17 protein-coding genes are annotated in these 16468 nt (G+C 28.3%); 14 read left to right on the forward strand and 3 right to left on the reverse strand.

What is annotated here, in order from left to right; genetic code table 11:
• Positions 1-8: 8 nt before the first annotated feature.
• The 6 genes from AVBRAN_RS01435 to AVBRAN_RS01460 are packed head-to-tail and all read left to right on the forward strand — an operon-like array spanning position 9 to position 4213.
• Positions 9-683, forward strand: a complete 675-nt coding sequence (locus AVBRAN_RS01435; RefSeq protein ID WP_239803349.1) for an urease accessory protein UreD — start codon at positions 9-11, stop codon at positions 681-683.
• A 43-nt stretch (positions 684-726) separates the two neighbouring features.
• Complete coding sequence (locus tag AVBRAN_RS01440) at positions 727-1029, forward strand: urease subunit gamma (protein WP_214118762.1); 303 nt, start codon at positions 727-729, stop codon at positions 1027-1029.
• 9 nt (positions 1030-1038) lie between these two features.
• Positions 1039-1350, forward strand: coding sequence for an urease subunit beta (gene ureB, locus AVBRAN_RS01445; RefSeq protein WP_214118760.1), 312 nt, complete (start codon positions 1039-1041; stop codon positions 1348-1350).
• Positions 1351-1359: 9 nt separating this feature from the next.
• Positions 1360-3066, forward strand: coding sequence for an urease subunit alpha (gene ureC / locus AVBRAN_RS01450; protein ID WP_214118758.1), 1707 nt, complete (start codon positions 1360-1362; stop codon positions 3064-3066).
• Positions 3067-3074: 8 nt separating this feature from the next.
• A complete protein-coding gene (locus AVBRAN_RS01455; protein ID WP_239803350.1) occupies positions 3075-3515 on the forward strand; it encodes an urease accessory protein UreE in 441 nt (146 codons plus the stop codon).
• The gene (locus AVBRAN_RS01460) at positions 3515-4213 is read left to right on the forward strand and encodes an urease accessory UreF family protein (RefSeq protein WP_214118754.1); all 699 of its coding nucleotides are present in this window, start codon (positions 3515-3517) and stop codon (positions 4211-4213) included. The genes AVBRAN_RS01455 and AVBRAN_RS01460 overlap by 1 nt, the downstream gene beginning before the upstream one ends.
• 63 nt (positions 4214-4276) lie before the next feature.
• Here the strand turns inward: AVBRAN_RS01460 and AVBRAN_RS01465 are convergent, their stop codons facing one another.
• Positions 4277-5545 carry an MFS transporter gene (locus tag AVBRAN_RS01465; protein WP_239803351.1) on the reverse strand — a complete coding sequence of 423 codons (1269 nt, stop codon included), beginning with the start codon at positions 5543-5545 and terminating at the stop codon, positions 4277-4279.
• Positions 5546-5691: 146 nt separating this feature from the next.
• Between AVBRAN_RS01465 and AVBRAN_RS01470 the strand changes: the two genes are divergently transcribed.
• A complete protein-coding gene (locus tag AVBRAN_RS01470; protein WP_239803352.1) occupies positions 5692-8724 on the forward strand; it encodes a hypothetical protein in 3033 nt (1010 codons plus the stop codon).
• A 24-nt stretch (positions 8725-8748) separates the two neighbouring features.
• Here AVBRAN_RS01470 and AVBRAN_RS01475 read toward each other — a convergent pair whose 3' ends face one another.
• Both AVBRAN_RS01475 and AVBRAN_RS01480 read right to left on the reverse strand, forming a co-directional pair.
• On the reverse strand, positions 8749-9507 hold the full coding sequence (locus AVBRAN_RS01475) for a class I SAM-dependent methyltransferase (protein WP_214150138.1): 759 nt from the start codon (positions 9505-9507) through the stop codon (positions 8749-8751).
• Positions 9508-9516: 9 nt separating this feature from the next.
• Positions 9517-10287 (reverse strand): MetQ/NlpA family ABC transporter substrate-binding protein, encoded by a 771-nt coding sequence (locus AVBRAN_RS01480; RefSeq protein ID WP_214119677.1) that lies wholly within the window; start codon positions 10285-10287, stop codon positions 9517-9519.
• A gap of 298 nt (positions 10288-10585) precedes the next feature.
• On the opposite strand from AVBRAN_RS01480, the gene AVBRAN_RS01485 reads away from it, so the two are divergent.
• The 7 genes from AVBRAN_RS01485 to AVBRAN_RS01515 all read left to right on the forward strand — a co-directional run bounded on the left by AVBRAN_RS01485 (position 10586) and on the right by AVBRAN_RS01515 (position 16440).
• Positions 10586-11701, forward strand: coding sequence for a hypothetical protein (locus AVBRAN_RS01485; protein ID WP_239803353.1), 1116 nt, complete (start codon positions 10586-10588; stop codon positions 11699-11701).
• 61 nt (positions 11702-11762) lie between these two features.
• A complete protein-coding gene (locus tag AVBRAN_RS01490) occupies positions 11763-12560 on the forward strand; it encodes a hypothetical protein (protein ID WP_239803354.1) in 798 nt (265 codons plus the stop codon).
• Positions 12561-12575: 15 nt separating this feature from the next.
• Positions 12576-13577, forward strand: coding sequence for a hypothetical protein (locus AVBRAN_RS01495; protein ID WP_214118736.1), 1002 nt, complete (start codon positions 12576-12578; stop codon positions 13575-13577).
• Positions 13578-13738: 161 nt separating this feature from the next.
• Positions 13739-14392, forward strand: a complete 654-nt coding sequence (locus tag AVBRAN_RS01500) for a hypothetical protein (protein WP_239803355.1) — start codon at positions 13739-13741, stop codon at positions 14390-14392.
• 9 nt (positions 14393-14401) lie between these two features.
• A complete protein-coding gene (locus tag AVBRAN_RS01505; protein ID WP_214118894.1) occupies positions 14402-15019 on the forward strand; it encodes a hypothetical protein in 618 nt (205 codons plus the stop codon).
• A 30-nt stretch (positions 15020-15049) separates the two neighbouring features.
• The gene (locus tag AVBRAN_RS01510) at positions 15050-15901 is read left to right on the forward strand and encodes a hypothetical protein (protein ID WP_214119684.1); all 852 of its coding nucleotides are present in this window, start codon (positions 15050-15052) and stop codon (positions 15899-15901) included.
• Positions 15886-16440 (forward strand): cysteine peptidase family C39 domain-containing protein, encoded by a 555-nt coding sequence (locus AVBRAN_RS01515; RefSeq protein ID WP_239803356.1) that lies wholly within the window; start codon positions 15886-15888, stop codon positions 16438-16440. Before AVBRAN_RS01510 ends, AVBRAN_RS01515 begins: the two co-directional genes overlap by 16 nt.
• Positions 16441-16468: the final 28 nt, after the last annotated feature.

Below are 16468 nucleotides of genomic sequence, written 5' to 3' on the forward strand. Positions count from 1 at the left end.
AACAAGGTATGCAAAGGTTAATTCAAGTTCCAACTAGATTTGGAGAAGATAGCGAAAATGAAGATTTTTTTGCTTATCTTAGCACTTTAGGTGGTGGTTTTGTAAATCAAGATAATTACGCTCAAAGCTTTAAATTATTTAATTCTAAGGCTACTTTAAGTTCTCAATCAAATCAAAAAATATATAAAGGCACTTCTAGTTTAAAAACAAATATAGAACTTGATAATAATTCTATTTTAGTTTTTCATAATGATGCTAATATTTTTTATCAGAATTCAAATTTTTCAAGCAAAACTACTATTTTTATGAATGATAATTCAAGATTATTTTATTTAGATGGTGGATTTTTAGGTTATGCAAATTCGCAATTTAAAGCAAAATTATCTTTAAGAATATTTATCAATAATAAATTAAGTATTAATGATATATTTTATTATAACTCTAATAGTAGTTTAAATTCTCTTTATAATCATAACTATTTTTATACATTGATTATAAAAGGCGATGTGGAATTTAAAACAATTCATAATGAGAATTTAAAAGCTCATTCAAGTATTATTAATAATACTAATATTATTAGAATTTCATCAGATGATAATGATTTAGCTATGAAATATATTAATGATATTAAAAGCAATTTTTTGCATAAAGGAGGTATGAAGTTAATCTTAGCAAGACAATAAAAATATAATAATTTTATAAAACTAATTTTGTAAAGGAGAAATTATGACATTAACAAAAAAAGAGCAAGAAAAACTCTTATTAAGCTATGCAGCAGTAGTTGCTAGAAAGCGTTTAGACAATGGTCTTAAGTTAAATTGCCCTGAAGCAATTGCTATTATAAGTGATTATGTAATGGAAGGTGCAAGAGCAGGTAAGAGCGTAAGCGACCTTATGAACGAAGGTAAAAATGTTTTACGCAAAGACCAAGTTATGGAAGGTGTTGCTGATATAGTAAATGAAGTTCAAATTGAAGCTACTTTCAAAGATGGAACCAAATTAGTAACTATCCATAATCCAATTAACTAAGGAGGAATTATGAAATTAGGTGAAATAATTTATGCACAAGGTGATATAGTTTGCAACGAAGGTCGTGAAAGTATAGAAATTGAAGTTGTAAATACAGGAGATAGACCAGTTCAAGTAGGTTCTCATTATCATTTTTATGAAACAAATAAACTTTTAGAATTTGATAGAGAAAAAGCTCGTGGAAAGCGTTTAGATATTATTAGTGGAACTGCAGTTCGTTTTGAACCAGGTATGAAAAAAAGTGTTAAGTTAATTGATTTAGCAGGTAGTCGTGAAGTTTGGGGACAAAATTGCAAAATCAATGGTAAATTAGATAAATAAGGAGCAATAATGTTTAAAATAACTAGAGCAGAATACGCATCTCATTTTGGACCAACTACTGGTGATAGTATAAGATTAGCTGATACAAATCTTTTTGCTAGAGTTGAAAAAGACTATACAAAATATGGCGAAGAGTGCAAATTCGGTGGTGGAAAAACTCTTCGTGATGGTATGGGTCAAAACTCAAGATTTTTAGATAAAGATGTAGTTGATTTAGTAATTACAAATGCACTTATAATTGATTATACAGGTATTTATAAAGCAGATATAGGTATTAAAAATGGAAAAATCCACGCAATTGGTAAAGGTGGAAACCCTGATATTACTGATGATATTGACTTTGTAACTGGAGTTGGCACTGAAGCACTTGCAGGAGAAGGTCTTATAGTTACAGCAGGTGGGATTGATACTCATATACATTTTATAAATCCTGAACAAGTTGATGAAGCTTTAAGCAATGGTATTACTACTTTATTTGGTGGTGGAACAGGTCCAAACGATGGTTCTAAGGCTACAACTTGCACCCCTGGTATATTTAATATAAAAAGAATGCTTCAAGGCACTGATGATTTACCTATTAATATAGGTCTTTATGCTAAAGGTCATGGTTCTAATGTAGAAGTGAATTTAGAACAACTTCGTGCAGGTGCAGCAGGACTTAAAATTCACGAAGACTGGGGAACTACAAAAAGTGCTATTGATAACGCATTAAAAGCTGCAGAGATTGCTGATGTATCAGTAGGTATTCACACAGATACATTAAATGAATATGGTTGCGTAGAAGATACAAAAGCAGCAATTAATGGTAGAACTATTCATACATTCCATACAGAAGGTGCTGGTGGTGGTCATGCTCCTGATATTATTAAATTAGCAGGCGAGCCAAATATTTTACCAGCTTCAACAAACCCAACAATGCCATTTACGGTTAATACTATTGAAGAGCATTTAGATATGTTAATGGTTTGCCATCACTTAAGCAAAAATGTTAAAGAAGATGTTGCTTTTGCTGATAGTAGAATTAGAAAAGAAACAATTGGTGCTGAAGATGTATTACACGATATGGGTGTAATCTCAATTATGAGTAGTGATTCTCAAGCTATGGGAAGAATTGGTGAAGTTGTAAGTAGAACTTGGCAAACAGCTCATAAGATGAAAATCCAGCGTGGAGCATTAGGTAATGATAGTGAATATTCTGATAATGAGCGTATTAAAAGATATATTGCAAAATATACAATAAATCCAGCAATAGCAGCAGGAATTTCTACTTATGTAGGTAGTGTTGAAGTTGGTAAAATCGCTGATTTAGTATTATGGGATCCAAAATCATTTGGAACTAAACCTAAATTAATAATTAAAGGTGGATTTTGCTTACATTCAGTAATGGGAGATAGCAACGCATCAATTCCAACTCCACAACCAGTAATGCATAGAAAAATGTTTGGTGCTTTAGGTGTTGCATTACACGAAACTTGCTATAGTTTTATGTGCAAAATGGCAGTAGATGCAAATGTTGCTAAAGAATACGGAATTAAAAAACAAGTATTACCAATACAAGGTGCAGCTAGTGCTAAAAAATCTGATATGAAATTAAACAACGCAACTCCAAAAATTGAAGTTGACCCACAAACTTATGTAGTAACGGTTGATGGAGAAGTTGCATATAGCGAACCAGCTACAGAATTACCACTAACTCAAAGATATTATTTATTTTAGGAGAAAAAATGATAGTAAAAACCATACTAGGCAATATAAAAGATTATGATACTAAAGGCAAAATGATAGATAATGTGAAAGTTTCGCCTGATGATAGATTAAAACACATACTTCGCTTAACAAGTGATAGTGGAGTAGAAATTGGCATAAGCCTAGATAATGGTCATTTTCATAATGGCGATATTTTAGGCGAAGATGATAAGAGAGTTTTTGTAATAGAATGTTTGCCACAGAGTGTAATTTTGATTAAGCCAAAAGATATGATGCAAATGGGTTTTGTAGCTCATTCAATAGGCAATAGACATATGCCTGCTGTTTTTGAAGATGGTTTTATGATAGTTGAAGATGATTATTTAATAATTGAGTGGCTAGAAGAAAATCAAGTAAGCTATGAAAAAACGCAAAAAGTTTTGCGTCATGCTTTAAAACACGCGAGTCATCATCACTAATGTTAGGGCAGTTTTTATTTGATAGTGCCTTTGCAAATGGTGCTTATTCGCATAGTTTTGGTTTGGAAAGCTATATTTCTTGGGGCGTTGTAAAAGACGCTTCAAGCTTTCAAAAATGGTTAGAAAGTTATATGCTAGATGTATTTGCTACTAGCGATGGTGCTATTTATGCTATTGCTTGTGGTTTAAAGGGTAAAAAATTAAGTTTATTAAAATTAGCAAAAGTAGCTAATTCATCAATGGCTAGTGCTGAATGCAAGGCTGCAGGTATTAGTATGGCAAGAGCTACTTTAAAAAATACAGAATTTATGCACGATGAATATGCAAGTTGGTATTATAAGGCTTGTGAGAATGATGAATTTTGCAATCCTGCTATTGCTTTTAGTGTTTTAGGGCAAAATATGGCTGTTGAATACGCATATTCAAGTATAAAAACACTAACTCAAAATGCAACTCGTGCTATACCATTATCTTATAAAAAATCAAGCGAGTTATTACATATTAATTTAGATTTAGCTAAACGCTCTGCTGATAAATCAATGCAAATTGCTAAAAGTTTTATAGAAAAAGGATTTTTTAGTTTGCAATTATTAGATGAAAATGATTTAAATAAATATCATTTGTTTTCTACTCATCATGAATTAGATTTAGGAATGTTAGCTCACGAAAAACTTGATTTTAGATTGTTTATGAGTTAAATCATTAGAATTTGAAAATATAAAAAAGGTAATAAATTAATAATTTATACCTTTTTTAATCTATTAAAATAATTTTTGTAATTCTTCTTCGCTTAGTTTCTTAGAATTATATTTGATTAAATAAATATCATCTTTTTTATTAATATCTATAATAAATTCGCTTTCTTTTAAAGGAGCTTTATTAGATTTATAAGTCTTAAAATCATTAGGATTATCCATAGTTTTTAGGATAAAAAACCAAATAGCACAAACAAAAGCAATCAGCATTAAAAACTCATTTTCCAAATCAGCGTGCATAAAAATCCCACATAAAAATGCTCCTAAAAACGAGCCAAAATATCCGCAAGAATTTGAAAATCCTAATACTAAACCTTTTTGTCTAGCTTTGCAAATCTTAGAAATTGAGCTTTGCATAATAGGCTCGTGTAGACAAAATGCAATAAAATATAAAATAACAGCTAAGAAAAATAAATAATAACTAGAGCTTAAAAATATCAAATATGATAGGAAAAATAATGAAACTCCGCTTAATAATATAGTCTTACTTTTGCCTTTTGACTCGCCAACAACTCCACCAACTCCCATAGCCAAAAATCCAAAAAACATAGCCACGCTATAAATAATCCATAAATTATCACTATTTTTATGAAATATATTTACATAAGCTAAAGGAATTAGCATAAAGGTGCTTGAGCTTAGCATTTTTTGTAAAAAGCAAGTTAGATAAAGTTTGTTTAAATTAGCACTTATGAATGCTTCTTTAAAAGGGATTTTTTCTTGTTTTATAATTTCTTTTTCTTTAGGTAAAAAGGCTAATAATACAATACACAAAACGCTTAAAATCGCACTTATATAAAATAAAGCCCCAAGCCCTAAAAAACTAGCAATAACAGAACCCAAAATAATAGCTACAACAAAGCTAAGTCCAATAGCTCCACCCATTAACGCCATTGCTTTTGCTCTATCTTTTTCGCTAGTTAAATCAGCAATCATAGCAGTAGCAACCCCGCCAATTGCTCCCATACCTTGTAAAACCCTACCAACAAGCATTGTATAAATATCACTTGCACTTGCACAAATTAAACAACCTATTATAAAGATTATTAATCCCATAAGCATAGTTTTTTTACGACCGATTTTATCACTTAATGCTCCAAAAGGCACACTAAAAATCATTTGAAAAATTGCGTAAATTCCAACAATAAGTCCAGCCAATACATCATTAGCTCCGTTTAACTTATGCGAATACAAGCTAATCACAGGTAAAACAATAAAAAGCCCAAAAAATCTTGAAGCAATAATAAAACTTAAAATCAAGGTATTTTTATTCATAATCTATCCTTTTTGATAAAAGATTATTTTACTCCTAAATTTATTTACCACTAATTTATCTAAATAAATTTTATTATTTTATGCTATATAATTTACAAAAAATTTATGCTAAACTAACGGAATTTTATATATTTTTGGAGTTTTATTTGAAAATTATTATATTACTTTTATTTAATTTGTTAATTTTTGCAGATGAATTAAAATTCGGTATCGTATATACTATTCAAGACAAAAATTATTCTAAACAAATAAATGATTGTTTATTAAACCCATCTTTAGGCAATGTTAATGGTTATAATGAGTTTTTAGGCAATTATTTAAAACTATGTTCTAGCTTAGGAATAAAGGCAGAGAATAATAAAATAATTTATTGTTTAAATAATGATAAAAAGCTCAACGGGGGGGGGTATTTAGATATAATCAATGCTAAAGCAAATCCAAATACATTAGAATTTTATTCATCAAGTGCTGATGATAATTCTTATAAGAGCTTAATTAATTCTAATCAAGATAGTTTTTCATTTATAGTAGAAAATAAAAATAATATTAAAACATATATAGAAGAGCTTTATAAATTGTATTCAGTGGATACTACTGGTAGAATTAAAATAGAATATAAAAAGACTTTAAATGATGCTGTTTATTATCTAATTGACCAAAGTCCTATAAAAACTACAAATAATGAAGATAATAAATTAATTAACGACTTTTATAACTACATAATAGCAAATCCAAGTGTTAATATGACTAGCGATTGGGAAGACAGATTTAAGCAAATAAGAAATATGCAAGCTAAAAATTCTCATATTTTTTATAGTGATATTTTTAAGGAAAAGGCATTTTTAAAGAATTTAAGAGCTGCATATAATGAATACTCATCATATCCTTTACCTAGACAAAACGAAGGTAAGTGCTATATTTTTGATATTTTTGCTTATGATACAAGTAATTTAGGTAAGAATGTAATTAGGTCTAGTAATTTTAAATATTCTCATCAAAATAGTAAGTATTATTCAAGTGATTTGATTACAAATTATAGTATTCATAAAAGCTCTCTTGTTAGAAAGGGTATATATGAATCAACATTCGCAGGAGAAGAAGTTAAATTTAGTATTAATTTAAGAGCTTTAAATGCGATAGCTAAAGGCGAAATTAAATTAAGTTTTTATCCAGACGCTAGTAATTTAGAAATTAAAAATGAAAAAATCTATTTAAAGGATAGAAATAAAGCTTTATTAAAAAGAGAAGCTGACGCTAAATATTATATGAGTGGTAGCAAACAATCAAAATGCCAATTAAATCTAGTAGAAAATACTAAAGAATTAGTTTTTAATTTAGGCAATTGTTTAATTAATCAAAAAAATATTGAAATCACAGAAAGAATTAGGGGTTTTGAAAGACCTATATTTCAAGAAAGTGGTAAAAGTATAATCAAAGGTTCTGTTGGCATTCCTTTAGTAAATGATTATCAAAATATATATACTTTATATACTAATAATAATGAAAAAGTAATTATAAATAATGCTAAAAACTCTAATGCAAAAAAGGCAAAATTAGTAAATACTATGCTAGAAAATGAAGAATATTTCATAGGGCTTAGCAATAAATATTCAAATATTAGTAGAGTTTATATTGACTTTTTGCCTAATTCTAATTTTGAAATTCTTAATGTCTATAATGCAAATTCTAAAATAGATAAAATCACTGAAGGTGCGTGTGCTGGTAAGTATTTATTAAATGATGAATTAATCCTTAGGATAAAGACAAATCAAGCAATCAAACAAACAAGTATTAAATATAATCAGTATTTTGAAAAAACTAATCAAAACAATGAATTAGTATGCGAACAAATGATAAATGATAATTATAACTATACTTTTGCTAGCAATGATTTTGCTATTAGACCTAAAGAATTTAGTTTAGGCATTTCATCGTTAAATCAAGAAGCATTTCAAAATACTTTAAATAGTTTTGTATCAAGAGAATTGAAAAATTATTCAAATCTAGCAATTGGAATAGCTAATTTGGTGATTAGTTATGATAATACTACTAAAAAATTTGCCTTATTAAATAATGAAAATAATAAAATTACAATTTTTGCTAATGACAATCGTGTAAGAAACAAAGAAAAATATGGAGTAGCTTTTATAAATAATGGCAAGTTTGATTTAAATATTAATTTTCCTTTAGCTACTGATGGTTTAATAGAATTAGCAGAAACTAATTTTACAAAACACGACCAAGAATTAGATATTTGTATTCAAGATGAATTTGATTTAGATAGTGCAAATACTTTAAAAAATGGAAAAATTTCTTGTTTTATACCTATTAAAAAAGCCTTAAATATTGAGTTTTTATCACAAACAAAAGCTATTAAAAACGAATATATAACTTGCAAAAAAGATATGCAAAAATGCAAACTTAATCAAGACAATTCAATAGGTATTAAAAATATAGCTTATGATAAACTTATGCTAGGAGATAATGCGGGCTTGGTTTATAATCTTTATTTGTTAAGTTCAAATTCTAATAACAAATTTGTTCCAACAAAATTTAAAAATGATATAAATTTAATGATAGATGTAGGCAATTTAAATGGTTTAGTAGTAAATGAAGGCAATTTAAAAACCTTACATATTAGCAAAAACGATTTAAATCAAGCATTTAAATTGGCTTTTAATAATTTAGGAGAAAATACAAGATTATCTAATCTAAACGAATACTTGCAAGATGAGGCAAGTTATAAAAATACTACGCAATTTACTTTCAAAAAGGACAAGCCAAGACCTTTACAAAAGGTTACAATCAGTGTCTATGTAGATGGTAAAGATGAGTTTAATATAACTTATAATAATGTTTATGATATAGCTTATACAGGCTTAATGTTTAAAGATATTAATACTACTAATCAAGCTTTAGAATTTAAAAAAGATTATGATTTTGGGTATTATGATGAGGTAGATGGGAAATTAAGTTTTATTAAAGATAATATTATTTTAGATGATTTATTGTCTAAAATTGACTTTATACCAACCTATAACAGCACTCAATTTATTAATAATAGTTTTCATAATATTTCAAATTCTTCATACACAAAAGATACTATAAAATTTGTTCCTAAAGCAGGATTTGAATATCTTTCAAATACTAAAAATACCTTTACAATAGAGTTTAAATAATATTAAGCCCCTTTAATATGGGGCTTATTTTTCTACGCAAAATAAAGCCCAGCTTAATTCTTGTTTGATTAAATCTTTATCGTTTTCATATAGATTTTTTAGTTTTTCAATTTGAATATCATTTAGTTTTTTGTAAGAAAACTCAACGCTTTTTTGTAAATCTTCATAAGTTTTATAATAATTTTGATTTTTTATAGTGATTTTATTTAAAGTGAAAAAATACCCAAGCTCATTTAAAATATTTGCAGCGTAAATATAATTAGGCGTTGCAATTATGTCTAAATCAAGGGCATTTATGATTTTTTCGTGTATGTAAGAACTATCGATTTTATATGTAAAATATAGCCTTTTTTTCGTGCAGTTTAAAAGAATTTGCAATGCTTTTGCTAGGTCATTAACATCTAAACACCTACTAGCAAAAACCAAATCCCAACTACCATCTAAATCATCATAAGAGCCTTGAATTATCCTTGCATTAGGGCAATTTATCTTAGCAAACTCAAGCATTTTAGGAGAAAAATCACATAAAGTAATATTGTTTATTAAAGAGTGCTTAGCTAAAAAAGCACTCCCACAAGCAAAATCAAGCAAACTATCACACCCACTAAAATCAACTTGCTTTAAAAATTCTCTCACATAAGCTTCGTGTTTTGCGTAATCATTAAAACTTTGAGCTTTTTTATCCCACTCACTTGCGTCCTTACTCTTAAAATCACTCAAATTCTTTTGCTCAATATAAAGATTTTTAAATGATATTTTAGAAAGATTGTTTGCTTTTAGCATAAATTCTCCTTAAAAACTTGGAATTAATATATCTTTAAACTTAGTATTTAAAAACTCTCTCATTTTTTCACTTCTCATAGCCTTAAGCAAAGCTTTAGTTTTAGGGCTATTTAAATCATTGGCTCTAACAGCTAAAACGCTAGCATAATCACTATCACTACTTTCGTGCAATATAGAATCCTTAATAGGATTTAGTCCTGCTAGTAGGGCATAATTTGTATTAATTATCGCCAAATCACATTCATTAAGTGTTCTTGTTAGTTGTGGAGCTTCTATTTCTTTTATTGTAAGTTTTAATGGATTATCTTTAATATCTAATACTGATTTTGTGCTAGATTTTGCATCTTCATTAAAGCTTATTATATTATTTAAGGCTAGTAAATCTAAAGCTCTAGCACCATTAATAGGGTCGCTTGGTATATAAACTAAGGCATTTTTAGGCAAATCTTTAATATCTTTAATAGTATTTGAATACGCTGCCATTGGACCTAGAAATATTTTTCCTGCACTAACTAGATTTGTCCCTCTTTCTTCGTTAAAGCTTTCTAAAAATTGTCTAATTTGAGTAAAATTCGCATCTAATTCTTTATCATTTAGAGCATAATTTGGGACTATGTAATTATCAAATTCTATGATTTCTAGTTTGTATCCTTGATTTTCAACCAAGTCTTTTACATTTTCTAAAATCATAGCAGTTGGATATGGAGTTACTCCGATTTTGATTAATTTTTCATCAGCATTTAAGCTTAATAAACATAAAAATATTAATAATTTTTTCATTTGTTTTCCTTTAATTTTTAAGGTGCTTACCGCACAACAATTAAAGAAAATGTTTTTACATTTTCTTTCTAGCCCACGCTTGCTTTTTATTCATTTTTGCGTCTAGCTAGAAAGTTTAGCTAGACGCTAACGCATCTGTATCATTTATAATCCTTTTTAATTTTTTAAAGCTAATCTTAATTATAAATATTAAATAAAATAATAAAAATACTTATATTTTTTATAAGTTGTGTAAAAAAGTAACAAAATATTAAGGAATGATTTTTGCTTTTTTAAATAAATATTTAAAGGAGAGCAAATGAGAATAGAAAGTATTTCAATTTTTGATGAAGCCAAACTTCAAAAAGCTCAAAAGGCTGCAGGTGTATCATTTTCATCTATTTTTGCAAGCGAATTTGCAAGAGTAAATCCTAAGCTAGAAACTCAAGCTAAGTATTCGCTAGATAAAGACATAATAGACGCTTCAAATATCTTTATAGATAGGTTTAATAATTCAAGATTTAAGGTATTTGATAATACTCACGATTTAACTAAGCTAAATTCTAATATATCTTGGCAAGGAGATTTAACAAAAGCTAAGATTTACAATGCTACCGAGTTTGGTTATAGCGTTGATAGTAGTGGCTTTTTAGGAGCTGATTTTAACAAAGCTGCAGGCTTGCCAAATGATTTTAAAATCCATTCAAGCACACTAAAAGAAATCTCAAGGCAAAATAACCTAATGACTATGCCACAAGTTGGTATTTTTAATAATATTTATGAAAATATTGATTACGCAGACACTATCAAACACCAGTTTAGATTATACGAGCAAATTGTAGGAAATGTAGCCGAGTTTAGCAAAGATGATATTGCTAATATGCCAAATTATGTTGATTTGGTTGGACTTAAAATCAATAATGGTTATACATTTGATTATTCACACGCAAATGTTGGCAATAAGTATTATGAGAATAAGGAAAATGCTTTACAAATAGGCTTTAAGTTTGATTATGATTTAAGCGTAAATAATAGCAGAAAGCTTAATTTTGATTTAAGTCCTTATATAAAAGATGGTGAGATTTCTAATACAGGATTATTTGTAAGTTTTCTAGGTGGCACACAAGGGCTTAAGGTAAGCGATAGTGGGGCAACTAAGATTAAAGATGAATATAAAGAAAGAATGATTATAGAAGATGCACTAAGTAAGCTTAATCCAAATGAAGGCATAGATATTTCAAAGCTAGAATTATTAACGGGACTTAGCAAGGAAAAAATCCAAGATTATTTAGATAAGTTTGAAGATGAGAAAAAATTAAAAGAAAAGGTAAGAGAGTTAAGTCAGAGTTTAGCAGTAGATGCTTTATTAAACAATAATTATTCAAATGATTTTAGGGCTAATGCTAAGGATTTTTATAAAAGAGTTCAGATATAAATTAAATATCTATTAATATTTTTTTAAACCTACCGATATAGAAAAATAACGGGGGTTTAAAATGCAAATAACAAATAACAATTATATAAATTATCAAACAAATATTAAAAATCAAATTCCAACCACTCAAACTCCTAAAGATAATATAAAAGAACAAATCGCAAATATTTTAAAAGACGCCCCACAAGATGAATGGGGCACATACGATCCAAATGCTGTGCTTAGTAAAATAGGAGCTTATGAAAAAGGCAGTAAGATTTATGAAGCCTTAGAAAACGAAATGCTAAAAGGAATAATTACTTACGGAAAAGACCCAAACGAGCAATTACCAAGCAATGAAGAAGTATTTAAATATCAAAAAGGCGATGATGCAAGGCTTAGCGAGTTTAAGCTAAAGGCTCAAGTAGCATTCGGCATTAAAACCAATAGTATTTATCAAAAGGCATATCAAGGCAACGCAAGTGCTGATGAAGTAAAAGATTTAGTTCAATTTTTAAAAGATAATAGTATTGATGGGCTTGATTTAAGTGGTAGATTTTTTAAAATACCTAAAGATTACGCCGATGAGATTATGGAGCTTTTTGCAGATGATAACCTAAATGTAGATGATTTTAAGCAAAAATATTTAGAGATTAAAGAAAAGATAGAAACTAAAAGAAACAAAGCAAAAGAAATAGATGAAGAACAAACTAAAGAAAAACCATTCGAAGCCATAGAAGTAAAAGGCTCTAATACTCGTGAAAGTATGGAAGATATTTTAAGCAAACTTGATATTCAAAATATCAAAGATGAAAGAGATTTATTAGCTATTTTAATGGCGTATAAAGATAGCGAGAATTTATATGATAAAAGGGTTTAAAATAAAGGAATAATTATGAAAATAAATTCTTATTCAACATATCAAATAACCAATATAAGCAAAAAAGAAACAAATAACGAGATTAAAAAAGTAGATAATAAAGCAGATGATAAAAAGGTAGGTGAAGTATTAGGATACGGAGTTGATAAAGATGGCTTTTTTACAAGTGATTTTAACAAAGCCGCAGGAATTGCTGAAGATTTTAAAATACATAGCGATACAATGCTTTCTCTTGTAGAAAAAAATAATCAAGCAAACCCGCCAATATACAAAATGCGTCACAACATAGACATAGTAAAAAGTGCAAGTAGTGCTTATAAAGTTTTAAAAGGAGTTTTAGGCGATGAGTTTTTAAACTCAAAGGATTTTTTTAGCTCTGATGAGCTTTGGAAAACTTCACATTTTTTTGAAATGGATAAAAGAAGCTTAACTATTACAAAGACTTTTGATAAATTAGAAGATTATCAAGACTATGTAAAAATGACAGATTATTGTAGGCTTGATTCAAAATATAGAGCTACTAATTATTTATCTGGCTTGTTTGAAAAAGATGATATTTTTTTTAAAAAAGAACCACCTATAAATAATTATGATGCGTGGTTAGATAGTATATGTAGTTTTATCTACGACCCACATAAAGAAAACTACCAAAACGAGCAAGGCGAGTATAGCAAAGGCGGACTTTTAGCTGCTGTTTTATATAATAATTATATTTTAGTAGAAGGTGAAAAAACTAATTATGCTAAGCAAATGGGACATGACTACAGCGACCCATTTGACCCGTATCGCACAGATGATGATTGGGGTATGATAAAGCCAAACAATACAAAACGCTATGAGATAGGTAAAGAAGATGAGTGGCAAAAGCTAATGCAAAAATTATTATATGAAATGCTAAGTGGTAAAAACCTAAAAGCTCCTAAAGATATAGATAATTACGAAACATTTGAAGAGTTTTTACAAGCAGCTTTACAATACAGCCAAAAAAATATAAGTTTATTTGATATAAAAGTTTAAATTCCTATTTCAAATTCCATTAATTTTAAAGGAATTTAAAATTATGAATTATTTAAAAATATTACGAAAAGTAACAAATATTAATAATATTTTTAATATTAAGTTTTATTTAAAATTAGTTAAAGTATTATGAGATTTTATTTTAAAACAAAGGAGAAAAAATGTTTAAAAAAACATTAAAAGTTTTATCTTTAGTTGCCGTTTTAGGCTTAAGTGCTAATGCTAATGATTTATTAGCAGATATTAGCAAAGGTGCTATAAGCGATAGTTCATTAGGTGTTAAGGTATTAAATACTGAAGAAATGAATAAGGTTCGTGGCGGGTATGTTTTAACCGATATATACACATATGGTGGTATGGCATTTGTGTTGGCTATCCCACATACATCAAATGAGTTAGGCGCTAGATTTAATAGTGATGGTTTATTGATAAAAAATAGTATAGGGCTTTGTCCTTTAGGGCAAACTCAATGTTACGCGAATCCTAGTACTAGAGAGCATATTGATAGAAATTACGGCAGACTTGTAGATTATATTAGCGCATTAGGCGGCAGAACTATAACAGGTCATGTTTTATTATACGGTATAAAAAATACAAATGTGGGTAATGGAGTGATGGCACCAGTTACTCATGTATATGCTGTAGAAAAAGAGTATTTAAATCTTTCAAATGCTAGTACAGTTCGAGAATTAATATATATGCTTAATCGTTGGTTTGACCATGAAGCTACGAATAGTTTTCAATTAGAATATAATCAAGTATTAAGAGAAATAAAACAAGCAGTAGGAGCAGATTTGCTAAGAATGGCAAGATAAGGATTTATTATGATGGTTAATGGAGTAAATAATTTTTCAAATACTTATGCAAATACGCTTAATAATAAAAACTCACAAAATAAAGCAAATGATGGGGCTAGTTTAGAATATCTAAAACTAGCTCAAGAAAAGCTAGAAAACGATCCGACCTATAAACCATTATATGACAATAATTTAGGTCTTCGTGATAAGCTAACTTATGGTATGTATGGAGCGTTAGACCCTGATGTTGTAAAGAATATAAGGTTGGAATTGGAGAAATCTCCAGACATTGATCCAGAAGAATTAGTAAAAACTCTAAATAAACTTTTTAAAAATTTAGATAAATTAACTTCAGATAGCATAAATGATGAAGAAAAAAATAAATTAATGAAAAGTATTTTTTCTAATACAGATGAAGATTTAAAAATATCACAATCTAAAGAAGAAATTAAGCAAGAAGAAAAAGAAGAACAAACTAAAGAAAAACCATTCGAAGCCATAGAAGTAAAAGGCACTAGCACTCGTGAGAATATGGAAGAAATACTTAGCAAAATTAATATTCAAAATATTAAAGATGAAAGAGATTTATTAGCTATATTTTTAGCCTATAAAAATGGCGAGAATTTATATGATAAAAGGGTTTGAAATTTTATATTTTAAATTGAAAGGAAGAGTTTGAAAAAGTTATTTTTTATAGCATTTACTTTAAGCTTTTTATTTGGCTCTGATGCTATTACTATTGATAGTCTTTTTAAAAGACAAATCGGACTTAGAAGCATTACAAGTCTTAGTTTAATCACTAGCGGGAATGCTAATATCTACACAAGTTATCCAAGTCTAATAATAGGAGGCGATCCTGTGATTTGGACTGATAATAAAAGGCTTAGTTTGAATGAAACTTTGATATATTCATTTAATAACAAGCTTGATTTTATAACTTCAATTGGCGCTAATGCTACTAGAAATGAATATAGTAATTTTTTTACGGGTAAGCCTATGAGTGAAACTCATTATTCATTTGAGAGCTTGTGGCTTGGGTTTAATTATAGATTTGATAGTTTTAGTGATAAAATACTTAGTTTTTCTTATCAAGCAGGATTATTACAAAGAGAAAAAGCACTTGATACAAATAAAAGTTTTTATTTTAAATCACATTCAGCTAAGCTAAACTTAAAAGGATATAGCGACCCTGCTATTTGGGGTATTTATATGGGATTTACATATAATGATACTAGGACTTTTGATAAACTAGCGATAAATTATGGAAATTCTTATAATTTTGGTGCAAATCTTAGTATAGTATTAAGCCCTAAAATTACGCTTGATTTAGAAGCTTCACAGAGTTTTCAAGCAGCTCAGAAAATCAATGGTGTAAAATATACAAATCTAAGAAGTATCCCAACATATAGTGTAGGCTCAACTTATAGTATAAATGATGATACAAGTATCAGTTTTAACGCTAGTTTTGGTGGTGGTTCAGCTGCTCCTGATAGTGTGTTTGGTATTAGCTTATGGCAAAAATTCTAATAATCTTTATAACTATAACTTGTCTTAATGCCGAGTTTGCAGTGAAGTCTTATAGACAAATCAAAAATAACTCCGTAGTAAGACAAAGTTATGAAGAATCTTGTGGGGCAAGTAGTATAGCGACATTGCTAAATCTAACAAATATCAAGCGTTTTAGTGAAAAAGATATTTTAGAAGTTTTAGATAAAAATACTAATATGCTAAGTTTTAATGAATTAAATAATGCGTTAAATAAATTGGGTTTTAATGCAAAAGCTTATAAATTAAATCGTAATATGTTTGAAAAAATATTCGTGCCTTTTATAGTAAAGATTGAAAATGACCCGAGATTTCCACATTTTGTAGTGGTAAATAATATTAATGGGGATTTTGTGAAAGTATATGACCCAAGCTTTGGCGAATATCTAAGCTCTAAAAAAGAATTTTATAGCGTATGGGATAAAGATGGTTTAGGTGGATACGCTCTAATAATTAAGCCAAATATTACAAAAGAACTAAAGCCAAATTTACCACGCCCAAGTCAAATAAAAGAAATTTAAATAAGTTTTATATTTTTAAAGTTTTTGT

Source organism: Campylobacter sp. RM12651, assembly GCF_022369475.1.
GTDB lineage: Bacteria > Campylobacterota > Campylobacteria > Campylobacterales > Campylobacteraceae > Campylobacter_E.

Bases quoted from the DNA above. Each gene is read 5' to 3' on its own strand.
- AVBRAN_RS01435 (WP_239803349.1), top strand. From the start codon at position 9: ATGCAAAGGTTAATTCAAGTTCCAACTAGATTTGGAGAAGATAGCGAA.
- AVBRAN_RS01440 (WP_214118762.1), top strand. From the start codon at position 727: ATGACATTAACAAAAAAAGAGCAAGAAAAACTCTTATTAAGCTATGCA.
- ureB (WP_214118760.1), top strand. From the start codon at position 1,039: ATGAAATTAGGTGAAATAATTTATGCACAAGGTGATATAGTTTGCAAC.
- ureC (WP_214118758.1), top strand. From the start codon at position 1,360: ATGTTTAAAATAACTAGAGCAGAATACGCATCTCATTTTGGACCAACT.
- AVBRAN_RS01455 (WP_239803350.1), top strand. From the start codon at position 3,075: ATGATAGTAAAAACCATACTAGGCAATATAAAAGATTATGATACTAAA.
- AVBRAN_RS01460 (WP_214118754.1), top strand. From the start codon at position 3,515: ATGTTAGGGCAGTTTTTATTTGATAGTGCCTTTGCAAATGGTGCTTAT.
- AVBRAN_RS01465 (WP_239803351.1), bottom strand. From the start codon at position 5,545: ATGAATAAAAATACCTTGATTTTAAGTTTTATTATTGCTTCAAGATTT.
- AVBRAN_RS01475 (WP_214150138.1), bottom strand. From the start codon at position 9,507: ATGCTAAAAGCAAACAATCTTTCTAAAATATCATTTAAAAATCTTTAT.
- AVBRAN_RS01480 (WP_214119677.1), bottom strand. From the start codon at position 10,287: ATGAAAAAATTATTAATATTTTTATGTTTATTAAGCTTAAATGCTGAT.
- AVBRAN_RS01485 (WP_239803353.1), top strand. From the start codon at position 10,586: ATGAGAATAGAAAGTATTTCAATTTTTGATGAAGCCAAACTTCAAAAA.
- AVBRAN_RS01490 (WP_239803354.1), top strand. From the start codon at position 11,763: ATGCAAATAACAAATAACAATTATATAAATTATCAAACAAATATTAAA.
- AVBRAN_RS01495 (WP_214118736.1), top strand. From the start codon at position 12,576: ATGAAAATAAATTCTTATTCAACATATCAAATAACCAATATAAGCAAA.
- AVBRAN_RS01500 (WP_239803355.1), top strand. From the start codon at position 13,739: ATGTTTAAAAAAACATTAAAAGTTTTATCTTTAGTTGCCGTTTTAGGC.
- AVBRAN_RS01505 (WP_214118894.1), top strand. From the start codon at position 14,402: ATGATGGTTAATGGAGTAAATAATTTTTCAAATACTTATGCAAATACG.
- AVBRAN_RS01515 (WP_239803356.1), top strand. From the start codon at position 15,886: ATGGCAAAAATTCTAATAATCTTTATAACTATAACTTGTCTTAATGCC.